This is a genomic window from Deltaproteobacteria bacterium (genome assembly GCA_016875395.1).
Classification (GTDB): Bacteria; Myxococcota_A; UBA9160; order UBA9160; family UBA6930; genus VGRF01.
In genome coordinates, this window is record VGRF01000010.1 from 41,114 (window position 1) to 56,064 (window position 14,951).

Here is a 14,951-nt window from a genome sequence, read left to right on the forward strand (position 1 = left end):
GAAATGCTCCGCACGTTCACGCGCGGCGAGTAAGCTGGGGCCATGGCAGGCTGGATCTGGGTCGCGGGTGGTCTCCTTCTACTCGGGGCCGAGGCGCTCACGCCGGGCGGCTTCTTCATCATGTTCTTCGGCTTCGGCGCGATTGTGACGGGCGCCGCCGCGGCGAGCGGCCTCGTGACCGGCGTCTCCGCCCAGTGGCTGCTCTTCACCGTGTCGTCGATCGCGGGCCTGCTGCTGTTCCGCGGCAAGCTACTCGCGCGGATGTCGCCGACGGGCCCAGGGCCGCAGGTCGACACGATGGTGGGGGAGATCGGGCGAACTCTCGAGGACATCGCGCCGCGCGCCGTCGGTCGCGTCTCGCTGCGCGGCACGTCCTGGGAAGCCCGCAACGAGAGCGATGCGCCCCTCGCGGCGAACCAACGCTGCCGCGTGGTGCGCGTGTCGGGTCTTCAGCTCGGCGTCGTCCCCGAGTCCTGACTTCTGATTTCCGGTTCCCGCGGCGCGCGCCCTTCGGCCCGCGTGGCAGAAGGAGAGTGCATGGAAGGCGGATTCGTGATCGTCGTGCTGTTCGCGATCATCGCGCTGATCGTGATCGCGAAGTCTGCGGTCGTGGTGCCGCAGCAGAGCGCTTACGTCGTCGAGCGCCTCGGCCGTTTCAGCGGAATCCTCGACGCGGGCTTCCACATCCTGCTGCCCTTCGTCGACGTGATCCGCTATCGGCACTCGCTGAAGGAAAACGCCGTCGACATTCCCGCGCAGGTCTGCATCACGCGCGACAACGTCCAGGTCGGCGTCGACGGCGTGCTCTATCTGAAGGTGCTGAACCCTGAGCGCGCGTCGTACGGAATTCAGGACTACCTGTTCGCGATCGCGCAGCTGGCGCAGACGACCCTGCGCTCGGAGGTCGGCAAGATCGATCTCGACCGCACGTTCGAGGAGCGCACCAACATCAACACCGCGCTGGTGACCGAGCTCGACAAGGCGAGCGAGCCGTGGGGCGTGAAGGTGCTGCGCTACGAGATCAAGAACATCACGCCGCCCTCGGACGTGCTCGCCGCGATGGAGAAGCAGATGCGCGCCGAGCGCGAGAAGCGCGCGGTGATTCTCACCTCCGAAGGCCAGCGCGACGCCGCGATCAACAACGCCGAGGGCGAGAAGCAGCAGACGATCAAGGCCTCCGAAGCGCGCAAGCAGCAGCAGATCAACGAGGCCGAAGGCGAGGCGTCGGCGATTCTCGCGGTGGCAACCGCGACGGCGGCGGGAATTCGCAGTGTCGCCGAAGCGAGCCAAGCTGCGGGCGGGCGCGAGGCGATCCAGCTGCGCGTTGCAGAGCAGTACATCGGGGAGTTCGGCAAGGTGATCAACCAGGCGAACACGATCATCCTGCCCGCAAACCTCTCCGACGTGGCCTCGATGATCACGACCGCGATGTCGCTGATCGGGCAGCAGCCGAAGCCGCCGGCGCAGAGCTAGGCGCGCGGAGATCGACGTTCGGGACCGCGCGCGGATCGTCGAAGAGCGTCGTTTCGTGCCAGGCCCGAAATGGGCGCTCGCATTCGCCACTCGCTGAATCGCGACACCCAGTTGCGTTTCGGCTGCACCTGGCAACGTGAGCGCGCGAGAATCGCGCCGCACCGAGGCGCTAGCGCTGCGAGTTGCGCACGCGCGTGCGACCGGCATGCCGCTTGCGCAAAGCGGGTGCCGGGCGCGAGCGCCCAGCAGGTAGCGGCTCGGGAGTGGCGGCGGTGGTGCACGAGATCTGGGTGGCGGCGAGCGACGAGCAGGCGCGGGCGACCCTCGCGCGCATGCTCCCTGCGCCCGCGCACGCGGGGCCGCCCCAGCTCGAGGCGTTCCCGTCGTCGCCGGCGCCAGCGGCCGTCGTGCTGCACGTGCCGGCCGCGGAGGCGCGCGCCGCCGTGCACTTCGCGCAGCTTGCGGGCGCTCAGCATCCGCGCGCGCAGCTGCTGCTCGCCGCCGATCCCGAGCTCGATCCGATCTGGCTGAGCACTGCATTCGCTGGCCTGCGCGCGACTCGTCTCGCGTGGCCTCCCGATGCTCACGCACTGCAAGCTGCGCTGCGGCGCGCGCTCGCCGGCGCCGCGGCGAGCTCGGCCGCGCGGCGCCAGCGCGACGTGCTCGTCGCGCGCATGACGCGCACGCTCGGCGACCTCGCGCTGCCCGAGCTCGATCGCGCCGCCTCGGGGCACCTCACGATCACCGGTGAGCGCGGCACGGGGAAGCTACTGCTCGCGCGCACGCTGCATGCGGTGTGGAACGAGGCCGACGACACCCGCGCCGGCTTCGTGCTGCTCGCCGGCGACGCGACCGCGACATCCGCTCAGCTCGAAGCGCAGCTCGCCGAAGCTGCCTCGCGCGCGGGGCGCCTCGCGATCTGCGTCGCCGAGCCGGCCGCGTTCGCGTCGCCGCTGCAGCGCGAGCTCGCGAGCTGGGTCGAGCTCGGTCCGCCGAGTGCCGCGCTCTCGCCACTCGACCTGTTGTGGATCTTCGTGCGCACGGAAGCGCTCGGCGCACTGGCGCCCCTCGACGGCGCGCTCGCGGACGCGTGCGAAGCGCCCGCGCTGCGCATTCCGCCGCTGCGCGAGCGCGCGGGAGCCGCTGTGCGCATCGCGGAGGAGTGGTTGCGGGAGTCGGGCGCCGCGCCGCGCGCGCTCGCCGAGAGCGCGCGTGCCGCGATCGCACGCGACCCGTGGCCCGGCAATGTGCGCGAGCTCGAAGCCGCGCTGCGCCGCGCCGTGCTCGCGCCAGGCAGCGAGCCGCTCGAGGCCGACGCGTTCGGGCTCCCGAGCGCAGGCGCCCCAGCGCCGGGCGACGACGTCGCAGCGGCGGCCGAGATCGCCTCCCACGTGCGCGAGTTCACGAGCGTGAGCGACGAGCTCGAGGCCGCGCGCGGCTCCGAGGCGAACGCGCGCGCGGAGTCGGCTGCGCGCCGTGGGCTCGGAGCGGTGTTCGACGCGCATGGGATCGAGGACGCGAGCGCAGGCGCGGGGTCAACCCCTGAGAAGTCGAGCCCAGAGGAGAGCGCTAGCCCGATCTCTCTCGAGCCCGATTCACCTCCAGCGGGGCCCGACCCGCTCGCATCACGCGAGCCCGTCGCCGCGGAGCGCGTCGAGATCGAGCGCGCCGCGCGCAGCGAGGCGCTGCGTGTGCTCGCGCGCGCTGCAGCGCTCGAGCTCGCGGCAGCGCTCCCGGTGTTGCGCGCGCGCGACGAGCCGAGCGCGGCGCGCCTGGCCCGCCGGCTCGCGCGGCTCGAGGAGTTCGCGCAGCTCGAGGCCGTGCCCAGCGACCGCAGCGCGGTCGCGCCGCTGCTCGGCACGCTGCTCGAAGAGCGTCAGCGCGAGCTGCGCGCGAAGCGGATCCTCGCACTGCGCGGCCTCGAAGACGCGCTGCCGCCCGCACGCGGGAGCGAAGCCGCGCTGCGCTTCGCGCTCGGCGCGCTGTTCGACGCGCTGCTCGAAGCCACGCCAGATCGCGCGAGCCTCTACCTCGCCGCGAGCGCGCGCGAGGGCAGCGTCGAGGTGCTGCTGCGCGCGAGCGGCGCGAGCGCGCTGCCCGAGAACGCGCTCGACGTGCTGCTCGCGCGCGACGTGCTCACGCGGCTCGGCGCCGAGCTGCAGTGCAGCGAGGCCGAGGGCGGGCAGCGCGACGTGCGGGTGGCGCTGGCGAGCTGTTAGGGCTCAACGCAGCTTCCCAAAACACCCCCGCACCTCCCTCACGAACGCCTCCGGCTGCTCGAACGCCGCGAAGTGCCCGCCCTTCTCCAGCTCGTTGAAGTGCACGAGCTTCGGGAAGCGCTTCTCCGCCCAGCGGCGTGAGGTGCGGAAGATCTCCTTCGGGAAGATCGAGCAGCCCACCGGGATCGTGACGGGGTCCATCGGCGGCGTGCGGAAGCTCTCCCAGTACAGGCGCGCCGAAGAAGCAGCGTTCGCGGGCAGCCAGTAGAGCATCACGTTGTCGAGCAACTCGTCGCGCGTGAGCACGTTCTCCGGGTGCCCGTCGCAGTCGGTCCACGACCAGAACTTCTCGACGATCCACGCGGCTTGACCCGCGGGCGAATCTGTTAGGCCGTAGCCCACGGTTTGCGGGCGCGTGCTCTGCTCCTTCGAGTAGCCCGAGTCCCAGTCGTTGTAGTGCTGCATGCCGGCGAGCGCGGACTTCTCCTTGTCCGTGAGGTCCGCCATCGTCGCGGGGTCCGGCGGCGCGATCGGCATGTTGAGGTGGATGCCGAGGCAGTTCTGCGGGTCCTGGATGCCGATGCAAGTCGTCACCATCGCACCCCAGTCGCCGCCCTGCGCCGCGTAGCGCGCGTAGCCGAGCCGCGGCATCAGCACGGACCAGGCGCGCGCGATGCGCTGCACGTTCCAGCCGTTCCTCGCGGGCTTGCCCGAGAAGCCGTAGCCGGGCAGCGACGGCGCCACGACGTGGAAGGCGTCGCGCGCGTCGCCGCCGAATGCGGTCGGGTTCGTGAGCGGCTCGATCACTTTGTGGAACTCGACGATCGAGCCTGGCCAGCCGTGGGTGATCACGAGCGGCATGGCGTTCGCGTGGGGCGAGCGCACGTGCAGGAAGTGGATGTCGACGCCGTCGATCTGGGTCTTGAACTGTGGGAAGCGGTTCAGCCGCGCCTCGCGCGCCCGCCAGTCGTACTTCTCGGCCCAATAGGCGCAGAGATCCTGCACGTACGCGAGCGGGATGCCCTGCGACCAATCGTCGACGCACTCGCGCTCGGGAAAGCGCGTCGCCCGCAGGCGGCGGCGTAGGTCATCCAGCTGTTCGTCGGTCGCGGCGATGCGGAAGGGCTCGATGCGGTCGGACATGTGGGCCTCCAGGCGTGCTCGCCCACGCTGGCACTCCCGGTTGAGCGCGCGCAATCGCGCTGAGCGAGTGGTCTGCGGCTCGGCCGAAACTCCGGGAAACGCCAAGGGGCTGCCCCCTTGCTGGCGGCTCCGAGAAGGCCGCTGCTAGGGTGCCCGGCCGAAAGGCCTTCCGATTGGTTCTTCGCAACTGGCCCAGTCAGCCCGCGTCTAGTTCCCCTCGAACGCGCCTTTCCCGCGCGAGCGCAGTCGCGCAGCACGCGGTCAAACCAAGCGAGGGGTTTCGCCTGCCCGGATTGTCCGGCTCCGAGCCCACGCAGGTCGCTCCCACCTATTAGGGTGGCGCGGCAGAGGAAACGAGTTCTTGGCAAAGAAGCTCTACGTAGGAAACATCCCCTTCACCACCACCGAGGCAGATCTCCGCGCGATGTTCGAGACGCACGGAGCCGTCACGTCCGTGAAAGTCATTACGGATCGTGAGACGGGCCGCTCGCGCGGCTTCGCGTTCGTCGAGATGGACGACGCGACTGCGGCGCAGAACGCGATTCGCGCGCTCGACGGCTCCCAAATGGGTGGCCGCAGCCTGCGCGTGAACGAAGCGCAGGATCGCCGCGAAGGCGGCGGTGGCGGTGGCGGAGGCCGCGGCGGCTACGGCGGCGGCGGCGGCCGCGGTGGCTACGGCGGCGGCGGTGGCGGCGGCTACGGCGGCGGCGGTGGTGGTGGCCGCGGCGGTTACGGCGGCGGCGGCGGTGGTTACGGCGGTGGCCGGGACCGCGACCGCGACCGCTACTAGACCGGGCGATTCGGCCAGCTGTTAGGCCCGCGCGGGCCGCGACACGCACACGCGGTTGCGGCCCGCGCTCTTCGCCTCTTCCGTGGCGCGCAGCGCGCGCGCTACGAGCACTTCGCTCGCCTCGAGCAGAGGCCCCGTACTCGCGACGCCCGCGCTCACGCTGAGCGTGACCTCCGAGCCGCCCCAGACCGGGAAGCTCGCACCTTCGACGCGCAGGCGGATGCGCTCCGCGACGACGCTCGCCGCTTCGGCGTGGCAGCCGAGCAGCGCCACGACGAACGCGTCGACTCCCCAGCGTCCGGTCCAGTCCGCCGGCCGCACGGTGTCGTGCACCATGCGCGCCACACGCGCGAGCGCTTCATCGAAAGCGGCGGGGCCGACGCGCCCGGCGAGGAGCTTCGCGTGATCCACATCGACGAGGATCAGCGCGAGCGGCAGCCCCGCGGAGTGGGAGCGGGTCACGGCGTCCTCGAGCGCACGCTGCGAGGCCGCGCGGGTGGCGAGGCCCGTGAGCCCGTCGAGCTGCGCGCCGCGGCGCAGGTGACGCTGCGAGCGCACCAGATCGTCCTCTGCCCGCGCTCTGATCGCCGCCCGCTCATAGCCGAGCAGCAGCACGGCGCACGCTTCGGCGAACGGCTCGAGCGCCGCGCGCAGGCTCGGCGCGTCGGCGCCAGCAGGCGCGAGCAGCACGATCTCGCCGAGTGACTCGCCAAGCGCTTCGAGCGCGAGCACGATGCCGCCGTCGAGCGCGGGCTCGCGCGCGAGCTCTTCACCGCGAACCTGGAGCTCGCTCGCGCCGCCGCAGGCCGCGAGCACGCGCAGGGCGCCTCCGCCGCGTGCTGTCGGAACGCGCTCCGCGACGACGCCGCCGCTGCACTGCGCGAGCGCGACCACTTCCTCGAGCACGCTCCCGACCGCCTCGTGCTTCGCGCGCGCGGGCCCAGCCGCGAGCTCGCCGAGCGCGCGCACGGCGACTCGCAGCGCATCGCGCTCGAGGTCCGCGGCAGAAAGCACACTCGGCATTGCGCACTCATCGGCGCGCGCGAGCGAGGCCCTAAGCGTCGCGCGTCTCGTGGGGCGCTGGGCGGTGGCCGAAGCCGGCGAGTAGCAGCAAGTCGTAGGCAATCTTGAGCACGCCGCCGGTCGCGAGCGCCCACTGGAACGCGCCCGCCGCGAGCATGGGGCCGGCAATCAGCGCGCTCGGCGCGCCGCCGAACGCGCGCGGCACGTTGGTCACGCTCGCAGCCGCAGCGCGTTCGCCCTCGGGCACGACCGACATCACGTAGGCCTGCCGCGCCGGCACGTCCATCTGCGAGAGGCTCGCGCGCAGCCACAAACACGCGATCGCGAGCGGGAGCGTCGGCATGAAGCCGAGCGCGATCATGAAGCAGTTGGCCGGGATGTGCGTGTAGACCATCGTGCGAATCAGCCCGATGCGGCGCGCGACGAGGGGAGCGGCGAGCTGCGAAGCCGCGCTCAGGCCCGAGGCGACGCTCATCGCGAGGGCCACCTGCGCCACGCTCGCGTCGTGGCGCGCGATCAGCCATGCGATCACGAGCGTGCGCACGCTGAAGCCACCGCCGAACGAGTCGAGCGTGAACAGCGCGGAGAGCTTGAGCACGACGCCGCGCGACTCGCGCAGGGGCTGCGCGGGGGTGCGCTCACCGGCGCGCGCGCGTCCCACACGCAGTGGCGCGTAGAGCGCAGCGAGTAGCGCGCCGCACGCGGCGTACGCAATGAGCGCGAGCTGCGCGTCGCCATGCGCGCCGGCGCCAGCTTGCGCGAGGAGCCCGGCTGCCTGGCTGCCGAGCATCATGCCCAGAGCGCCCGCGACGTTGTAGTAGGCGAAACGCGAGGCGCGGCCCTCGGCGTCGCCGGTCTCGGCGAGCAGCGCCTGCTCGATCGGCAGAAACAGCGAGAGGTCCGAATCGCCGGGATTGAACGTGCCGACGAAGACGATCGCGAGCAGCCAGAGCGGGCTCGGTGCGAACGCCATGCCCACGCCTGTCAGGGCGAGCAGGGCGCACGAGGCGACGAGCAAGCTGCGCGCGGCTAAGCGGTGCGCGACGAGCCCGGCCGCGAGCGTCGCGAGCGCGGAGCCGAGCAGCGCGGCGAAGGTGAGCGTGCCGAGCTCGCCAGCGCGGCCGGCGTCGACGAGCCAGCGCGAGACGAGGATCACCAGAGCGCCGTCGGCGAGGCCGCGCAGCCCGCGCGCGAAGATGAGCCGCGCCGAGTCGCTCACGGTCGCGGCTGCGCTGCGTAGAAGCGCTGCAGCGAGACGAGCGCAGCGGCCGAGAGCACGTGCCACAGCGCGTGGCCCTGGAGCCAGCTCTCGGGATCGCACCAAGCGCGCGTCACGTCGGCGAGCGAGAACGCGCTCGCAGCGGCGAGGAGCGCGAGAGCGGCCCAATAACTTGCATACGAAGCGGACGCGTCACGCCTCCGGAACAGCGCGAGCTCCTGCGCGACCGAGCCGAGGATCAGCACGAACACCGTCGCCTGAATCGGCACGCCCGCGTAGAAGAGCGGCGGCACGCACGCGCTGGCGGCGACCGTGCCCGCGAGCCACGCCGCGCGTTCGCGCTGCGGCGCGATCCAGCCGAGCCGCACGGCATTGCGCGCGAGCACGAGGAAGCAGAACACGAACATCCCGACGAAGTCGAAGAACTGCAGCAGCCACGTGTAGGAGGCGTGGTAGGCGAACGAGAACGCGCCCACCGCGAGACTCGCCGGTGCGAAGTGCGCGAGGTCGCCGCTCGAGCTCGTTCGTGCGAGGCGCCACATCGCGAGCGCGCCCAACAAGTACGCGACGTTGGACCAGGCTTCGGCCGGGTTCACGATCCACGCGCACGCCTCCCGCTCGCACCAGTCCACGTTCGGCGGCGTGAAGCCGCTCCACGGGCAGCCGGGCGGAAGCGCAGGCGCGAGGCGCATGCGCGGAGCCTACGCGAGCGCGTCGGGCGCGGTCGTTCTGTTAGGCAGCGGTGCGGGTGAGGCGCTCGCGGTAGAAGCGCGGCGGTGCGAACGCGAGCAGCGTGCACGACGCCATGGTCGTTCCCGAGACCGTCGTCGCGATGAGCACGAGCGGTTCTTGCAGCGGCGTCAGGTCCGAGGCGATCGCCGCGGCGTTCGCGAGCGCGCCGGCGACGACCGCGCAGCCGATTCCCGTGAAGAGCTGAAAGCGGTTGTGGACGATGCGATCGCCGAGCCCGAGGGCGAGTTGGCGGTGAAGCCTGCGCGCGGTGAGGCCGGCCTCGAGCGCGCCCCATCCGTAAGCGATCGCGGCGAGCGTCATCTGCCAGAAGGTCGGCGCCTGGCCACGCTCCGGCGTGCACAGCGCGGACTGCGCCACGAATGCGGCGACGAGAACGAGCGCGAGCGTCTTTGCCCACGCGGCCTCGGGGCGGAACACGCGCTGAACGAACACCGCGAACAGCGCGAAGCCGGCGCTCACGCACGCGTTGCCGAGCCAGTCGAGCGCGGGGCTGCCGCTGAGCGGGCCGACGATCCGCAGCGGGTATCCGATGGCGACGGCCAGCAACAACGAGAAACCGAGCAGCCGCTCCGGCAGCTCGCGGGTGCGGCGAGCGAGCGTGAGCAGTCGGATCGCGACGATCCATCCCACGAGCGTTTGAAACGCTACCGCGAGCAGGGCACCCACCATGCGCAGCCCAATCGGTCGCCGGGCGGACGATCTTGAGCGGCTCGTCTCGGTCAGCACGCGCGGAGGCCCCGGAGGCACATCCGTCGCGCCCGGGCCGGCGCCGCCCTGGCGCGCGGGACGCCTAGCTCCCGGTCGCCGCTGCGTCGAAGCTCGCGAGCGCACCGCGCGCCATCTCCGCGTAGCGCGCCAGCGGAAAGTTCTCGCGCGCGAGGCCGGTGTGCCCGAGCGCGGCGATCAGAGCGCCGCGCGCGACATCCCGGTTCCAGCCGAGGGCCGAACTGTGCGCAGCGATCTCGCGCCCGAGCCGCGAGCGCGAGACGCCGAAGGAGCGCGCGGCGCGCACGAGGTCGAGGATCGGGAAGCCCGAGACACGCGACGTATCCCAATCGATCAGCACGAAGCGGCGCGAGAAGGGCGCAGCGGAAGGCGCGCCCAACACGTTGCCGGCCCACAGGTCGCCGTGCATGACGACGTGGCGCGGGCGCCAGGCGGCGGCCGCGATGCGCGCTCGCGCGGCGCGCGCGCCCGCACGAATCTCGTCGCCTAGCGCAGGCTCGCTCTCCGCGTAGGCAAGCGCCTCTCCGTAGCAGCTCCGCGCTGATTCATCGGCCGCGCCCGCCGCGCGCCGCGCCACCTCGCGCAGCCACGCGAGTAGCGCACCCGCAAGCCAGCGCCGCTCGGCGCGCGCAGCAAGGCCGTGGCCCAGCACGCGCGCCTGCGGCATCAGCGCCCAGGTTCGACCCGCGTGCTCGCCCTCGGCGCGCGCAGTCACGACGACGCGCCCGAGCTCCTCGCCGAGCGCCGCGCGCGCCGCACGCCCGCGCTCGCAGCCGCGCGCGATCAGCCGCGGCGCGATCTCGGGCGCGTACAGCACAACGCCGATCGCCTCACCTCGCGCCCCACGCGCCGCAAGCTTCAGCGTTTCATCCGCGACGCCCTTGTGCTCCGCGAACGCCGCGAGCGAGACGCGCTCGCCGAGCGCCCGCGCAAGCTGCTCTTCGAGCGCAGCAATCAGCGCAGGCGAGATCTGCTGGAGCGACATCGAGCGCAGCGTATCCCGCTTCCGCGTTCACTTCGCTCGGCCTTGCCTCGCTGCGCGCTTCGCTTGCGGGCTTTTCCGAGCGAAGTGAATGCGAGAGCAGCGACGCGAAGCCGAGCGAAGCAAACGCGATAGCCTCGCGCGCCCCGCGATGAGGAGCGCGCCATTTCGCAGACGCAGAGCCAGGCTTCGCTCGCGAGCCTCTTCGCGGTCGTGATCGTCGATCTGATCGGCTTCGGCATCGTGATGCCGATCCTACCGTTCTGGGCGAGCGAGCTCGGCGCGAGCTCGACGACCTACGGGCTCATCCTCTCGTCGTACGCCGCAGCGCAGTTCGTCTGCTCGCCGCTCTGGGGCGCGCTCTCGGATCGCATCGGGCGCCGCCGCGTGCTGCTGATGACCGTCGCGGGCACTGCGGGAGCGCTCGCGCTGCTGGCCTTCGCCGAAGCGATCTGGCTCGTGTTCGCGGCGCGCATCCTCGCGGGCGCCTTCGCCGGCAACATCGGCGTCGCGTCCGCCTACATCACGGACCTGACACCTCCCGAGCAGCGCACGGGGAAGCTCGCGCTGATCGGGCTGTGCTTCGCAGTAGGTTTCTCGATCGGGCCTGCGCTCGCCTGGCCGCTCGCGTCGCTCGGCCCGCACGCGCCGCTCTGGTTCGCGGCAGGGCTCGCGGCGCTCAACTGGATCGCGGCGTTCGCGTTCCTGCGCGAGCCGCCGCGCGCCGAGGCCGCCGCGGCGAGCGGCGAGTCGCTTCGCTTCGGTGCGCTCGCGGACCCGCGCGTGCGCACGCTCGCGCTCGCGAACCTCGCGTTCTCGCTCGCGGTGACGCAGCTCGAGTCGATGTTCCCGCTCTTCATGAAGGACGAGTTCGCGTACACCGAGCGCGAGTTCGTTCCGCTCCTGCTCGCGATGGCCCTCGTGATGGGCGTCGTGCAGGGCGGCATGCGCCGCATCGTGCCCCGCGTTGGCGAAGCGCGACTCGCGCTGCTCGGGTGCGCCGCGTTGGCGCTCGTGTTCGCGGCGATTCCGATGATGCCGACCGTCGGCGTGCTCTTGCTGCCGCTCGCACTCTCGGCGATCGGCCGCGCCCTTGCGCAGCCGAGCATGCTCGGGCTCGTCTCGGTCGCGGCGACGCCGGAGTCGCGCGGTCAGGTGATGGGCACGTTCCAGTCGATGGCGTCGCTGGCGCGCGTGGTCGGGCCCACCGCCGCGGGCGCGCTCTACGCCGCGAACACCGCGCTTCCGTTCTGGCTCGCGGGAGCGCTCTGTGCCGGCCTCCTGCTCGTGCCTTGGCGTGGTCTCGCCCGCGACTTGGCGACGTCGCGCGCGACCTAACAGCTGAGCGCGCGAGATTTCCTCCCAGCGCGGTTTCTCGCCGTCGTAGCATTCGCGGCGTGGCCGCCTCGGTAGCCCCGCTTCGCATCGGCATCCTCGGCGCGGCGAACATCGCGCCGCTCGCACTCATCGCGCCGGCGCGCGAGGTCGCCGGCGCCGAGGTGCTCGCGGTCGCCGCGCGCGACGCCGAGCGGGCGCGCCGCTTCGCCGCGCGCCACGGCATCTCGCGCGTGCACAAGAGCTACGCCGCGCTGCTCGCGGATCCCGACGTCGACGCGGTCTACAACCCGTTGCCGAACTCGCATCACGGCCTCTGGACGCTGCGCGCGCTCGCGGCCGGGAAGCACGTGCTGTGCGAGAAGCCGTTCGCGGCAAATGCGGAGGAGGCGCAGCGCGTGGCCGACGCCGCGCGCACTTCGGGCCGCGTCGTGATGGAGGCGTTTCACTGGCGCTACCACCCGCTCGCGGCGCGGCTCCTCGAGATCGTGCGCAGCGGCGAGCTGGGTGAGGTGACGCGCGCCCGGGCTTCGCTGTGCGCGCCGCTCATCAGGCCGGGCGACATCCGCTACCGCGCGGACCTCGCCGGCGGCGCGATGATGGACATGGGCTGTTACACGGTGTCGGTCGTGCGCGCGCTCGCGGGCGAGGAGCCGCGCGTCGTCTCCGCGCGCGCGAAGCGCTCGTCGCAGCGAGTCGACCGCGCGATGGAGGCGGAGCTCGCGTTTCCGAGCGGAGCGACGGGCCACGTCGTGTGCTCGATGCTGTCGTGGCGCTTGTTAGGCGTCTCGGCGCGGGTGACTGGCACGCGCGGAACGCTGCACGTCACGAACCCGATCGCGCCGCAGCTCTTTCATCGCGTGACGGTGACGAGCGACGGCAAGAAGCGGCGTGAGCAGGTGAAGGACGGCACGAGCTACGGCCACCAGCTCGCCGCCTTCGTGAGCGCGGTGCGCGAGGGCGCGCCGTTCCCGACGACAGCGGATGACGCGGTCAGGAACATGGCGGTGATCGACGCCGTGTATCGCGCCGCAGGAATGGAGCCGCGCAAGCCCGCTGCGGAGTGACTAGAACCCATCTCGCGCGCCGGGCTCGGTCCGTAATTCCGAGATGGGTTCTACGGCGCGAAGCTCGGCGCTGGGACCGCGTCGGCCTGAGGCACGCCCGGGTGAAGGGGCGCGGCTTCGAGCTCGGGCTCGAGGCTCGGCGGCTTCGGCGCGATCGCCTGGTAGCGCGCCTCTTCGAAGTCGCGCGGCAGGATCTCGCTGAGAAAGCGCGCACTCTCGGAGCGCTGCTCCGGCGCGTCGCCCCACGCGCTCGCAAAGAACGCGCGCAGCGCGAGCGTCGTGATCATGATCTGGCGCCCGGGAGCGAGCGCCTTCGCCGGGGCGTCACGCGCGCACGGGAGCGCGACATCGCTCGCAGCGGCGATGCCTTGCTCTGCGCCGCCAAGCCCCGCGAACGGATTCTCGCCGCGCCGCAGCTTCAGGTTGCGCGAAAGCGCCCAGCAGCCGAGGCGATCGGGGTTGTCGAGCAGGCGCATCGCGCCGTCTGCCATCGACGCGAAGCCGGCGTGCGAGCCGCCCGCGAGCGTGAGCAGCGCGCCGCCGTGCACGAGCTTTTCGGGGAGCGGCGCGGCGTTCGCGGAGTAGTCGACGATCACGTCGGCGTCGCCCGCGATCATCAGGAAGGGAATGCGCGCACTCTCGAAGGAGCGCGGCGTGAACTGCGCGCTCGGCCCCGCGATCGAGACCGCGGCGACGATGCGCGGATCGCGCAGCGTGGGATGGAACGCAGCGGCGGTCGAGGTGAATCCGCCGAGCGAGAGGCCCGCGGCGCCGATGCGGCGCACGTCGACCGAGCCGCCGAAGCCCGGCTCGCTCGCGGCCCACTCGCTCGCCGCGTCGATCAAGAACGCGACGTCGCCCGGTTGGTTCGCGGCGTCGGAGATGTTCGGTCCGCCGGGCGCCCGGAAGTTCGTGGCGGGATAGTCCGCCGCGATCACGAGGGTGCCGTCGCTCGCGAGATCGCGCGCGTATCGCTCCGCTTCGGCGCGCATCGACATGAAGCCGTGGCTGTAGACGACGAGCGGGCGAGCGCCGGGCGCGTTCAGCGGGTAGTAGAGCGTCGTTTCGAGCGTGCGGGTCGCAGCGCCCGGGAAGTCGCCGTGCGCGGGCGTCGGGCGCGTGTCGTCGACGAGCGTGCGATCCGATGTCGCCACTTCGTACGGCCCGGGCGCGAGGCGCGCCGCGCTGGCGCTGACCGAGGACGGCTGAGCGGGCGCGCGCTTCGCCCAATACACGTAGACGCCGACGGCGAGCAGAGTGATTAGGGCGAGCAAAAACCTTACGACGCGCATGCCGTCTCCTGCACCACTACTCCGCGACCGCTTCCTCTGGGGATTTCTTCGGCGGCGCCACGAACGTGAAGCGCTCGACCTCACACGCCGCGCGCTGGGCCACGCGGTCGAGCTTGCGCGTCGTCTTGGCGGCGGCGTCGACGCACGCGACGATCTCGGGCGCGGCCGGCTCCGCGAGCGCGCCCAGCGCCGCGATCACGGCGCGAGCGTTCAGGTGCGGGGTCTGCAGCAGCGCCTGCGGGTGCGCGTCTTGCCACTCAGGATCGGACCAGAAGCCGCCGCCTTCGAGCTTCCAGAGCGGCTCGATCCCGCCGGCGCGCACGAGTAGCTCCGTGCCGTCGAGGGTGCGCAGAGCGAGCCACAGCGAGAGACCGTCGGCGGTACCGAGATACAGCTCACCGCCGCCCATGGAGTGGCGCACGTAGTCCCACGACGCGACGCCGGTTTCCCAGCGCAGCCGCACGAGATGAATCTCGGCGTGCAGCACGGCCTTGCAGCCGAGGCGCGCGAGCGCAGCGCGCTGCGCGCTCTCGACTCCCGCTCGTTTGGCCGGCATCGCGCGCCCCGTGAGCGTGTCGTAGATGCCGCCGGCCTCCCGCTCCGCCGCTGCGCGTGCCTCTGCGACACGCGCGCTCGGCACGGTCTCGAAGCCGGCGTGAGCGAGCTTGTGAGCCAGGAACTGCTCGATCCAGGCCGCGCGGCTCTCCCACTCGAGGATCTCGAGGTCGCTCTCCAGCGGCGTGAGGCAGATGCGACTCACGGTGTCGATGAGATCGCTCGGTCCAACGCGGAACCCTTCGCGCGAGAGATCGGGCTCCGCCTCCGCGCTGCCAGCCGTCACGACAGCGAGCGCGAGGCCGAGGAACACTGTCATGGGGCTGAGCCGCATGAAGCGAGCGTAAGCGGAGCTTGACCAGCTTGCCTCGCCG

14 protein-coding genes are annotated in these 14,951 nt (G+C 72.0%); 6 read left to right on the forward strand and 8 right to left on the reverse strand.

Translation table 11 applies throughout. The features are described from left to right. The first annotated feature begins 42 nt into the window (after positions 1-42). From FJ091_09915 to FJ091_09925, 3 genes are all read left to right on the forward strand, one after another. Positions 43-477: an NfeD family protein gene (locus FJ091_09915; protein ID MBM4383670.1), complete on the forward strand. Its 435-nt coding sequence runs from the start codon at positions 43-45 to the stop codon at positions 475-477. Between the two features lie 60 nt (positions 478-537). Then, a complete protein-coding gene (locus tag FJ091_09920; protein MBM4383671.1) occupies positions 538-1,473 on the forward strand; it encodes a paraslipin in 936 nt (311 codons plus the stop codon). A 263-nt stretch (positions 1,474-1,736) separates the two neighbouring features. Next, positions 1,737-3,692 (forward strand): hypothetical protein, encoded by a 1,956-nt coding sequence (locus FJ091_09925; GenBank protein MBM4383672.1) that lies wholly within the window; start codon positions 1,737-1,739, stop codon positions 3,690-3,692. Between the two features lie 3 nt (positions 3,693-3,695). Here the strand turns inward: FJ091_09925 and FJ091_09930 are convergent, their stop codons facing one another. Next, positions 3,696-4,835 (reverse strand): epoxide hydrolase, encoded by a 1,140-nt coding sequence (locus FJ091_09930; protein ID MBM4383673.1) that lies wholly within the window; start codon positions 4,833-4,835, stop codon positions 3,696-3,698. Positions 4,836-5,196: 361 nt separating this feature from the next. Here FJ091_09930 and FJ091_09935 point away from each other — a divergent pair, with 361 nt between their 5' ends. Then, entirely contained in the window at positions 5,197-5,625 is a 429-nt protein-coding gene (locus tag FJ091_09935; protein MBM4383674.1) for an RNA-binding protein, read from the forward strand. Positions 5,626-5,646: 21 nt separating this feature from the next. Here the strand turns inward: FJ091_09935 and FJ091_09940 are convergent, their stop codons facing one another. The 5 genes from FJ091_09940 to FJ091_09960 form a co-directional block, all read right to left on the reverse strand. Further along, positions 5,647-6,648, reverse strand: coding sequence for a GGDEF domain-containing protein (locus tag FJ091_09940; GenBank protein MBM4383675.1), 1,002 nt, complete (start codon positions 6,646-6,648; stop codon positions 5,647-5,649). Between the two features lie 31 nt (positions 6,649-6,679). Then, positions 6,680-7,867, reverse strand: a complete 1,188-nt coding sequence (locus tag FJ091_09945) for an MFS transporter (protein ID MBM4383676.1) — start codon at positions 7,865-7,867, stop codon at positions 6,680-6,682. Further along, a complete protein-coding gene (locus tag FJ091_09950; protein ID MBM4383677.1) occupies positions 7,864-8,559 on the reverse strand; it encodes a ceramidase domain-containing protein in 696 nt (231 codons plus the stop codon). Before FJ091_09950 ends, FJ091_09945 begins: the two co-directional genes overlap by 4 nt. Before the next feature lie 40 nt (positions 8,560-8,599). Continuing rightward, entirely contained in the window at positions 8,600-9,250 is a 651-nt protein-coding gene (locus FJ091_09955) for a hypothetical protein (protein MBM4383678.1), read from the reverse strand. 160 nt (positions 9,251-9,410) lie between these two features. Further along, positions 9,411-10,331, reverse strand: a complete 921-nt coding sequence (locus tag FJ091_09960) for a phosphotransferase (protein ID MBM4383679.1) — start codon at positions 10,329-10,331, stop codon at positions 9,411-9,413. Positions 10,332-10,541: 210 nt separating this feature from the next. On the opposite strand from FJ091_09960, the gene FJ091_09965 reads away from it, so the two are divergent. Together FJ091_09965 and FJ091_09970 are read left to right on the forward strand one after the other, a co-directional pair. Beyond that, positions 10,542-11,666, forward strand: coding sequence for an MFS transporter (locus FJ091_09965; protein MBM4383680.1), 1,125 nt, complete (start codon positions 10,542-10,544; stop codon positions 11,664-11,666). Positions 11,667-11,725: 59 nt separating this feature from the next. After that, positions 11,726-12,730 carry a Gfo/Idh/MocA family oxidoreductase gene (locus tag FJ091_09970; protein ID MBM4383681.1) on the forward strand — a complete coding sequence of 335 codons (1,005 nt, stop codon included), beginning with the start codon at positions 11,726-11,728 and terminating at the stop codon, positions 12,728-12,730. A 50-nt stretch (positions 12,731-12,780) separates the two neighbouring features. On the opposite strand, the gene FJ091_09975 is transcribed toward FJ091_09970, so the two are convergent. Together FJ091_09975 and FJ091_09980 are read right to left on the reverse strand one after the other, a co-directional pair. Next, positions 12,781-14,022: a hypothetical protein gene (locus FJ091_09975; protein ID MBM4383682.1), complete on the reverse strand. Its 1,242-nt coding sequence runs from the start codon at positions 14,020-14,022 to the stop codon at positions 12,781-12,783. Between the two features lie 16 nt (positions 14,023-14,038). Beyond that, complete coding sequence (locus FJ091_09980) at positions 14,039-14,911, reverse strand: hypothetical protein (protein ID MBM4383683.1); 873 nt, start codon at positions 14,909-14,911, stop codon at positions 14,039-14,041. Positions 14,912-14,951: the final 40 nt, after the last annotated feature.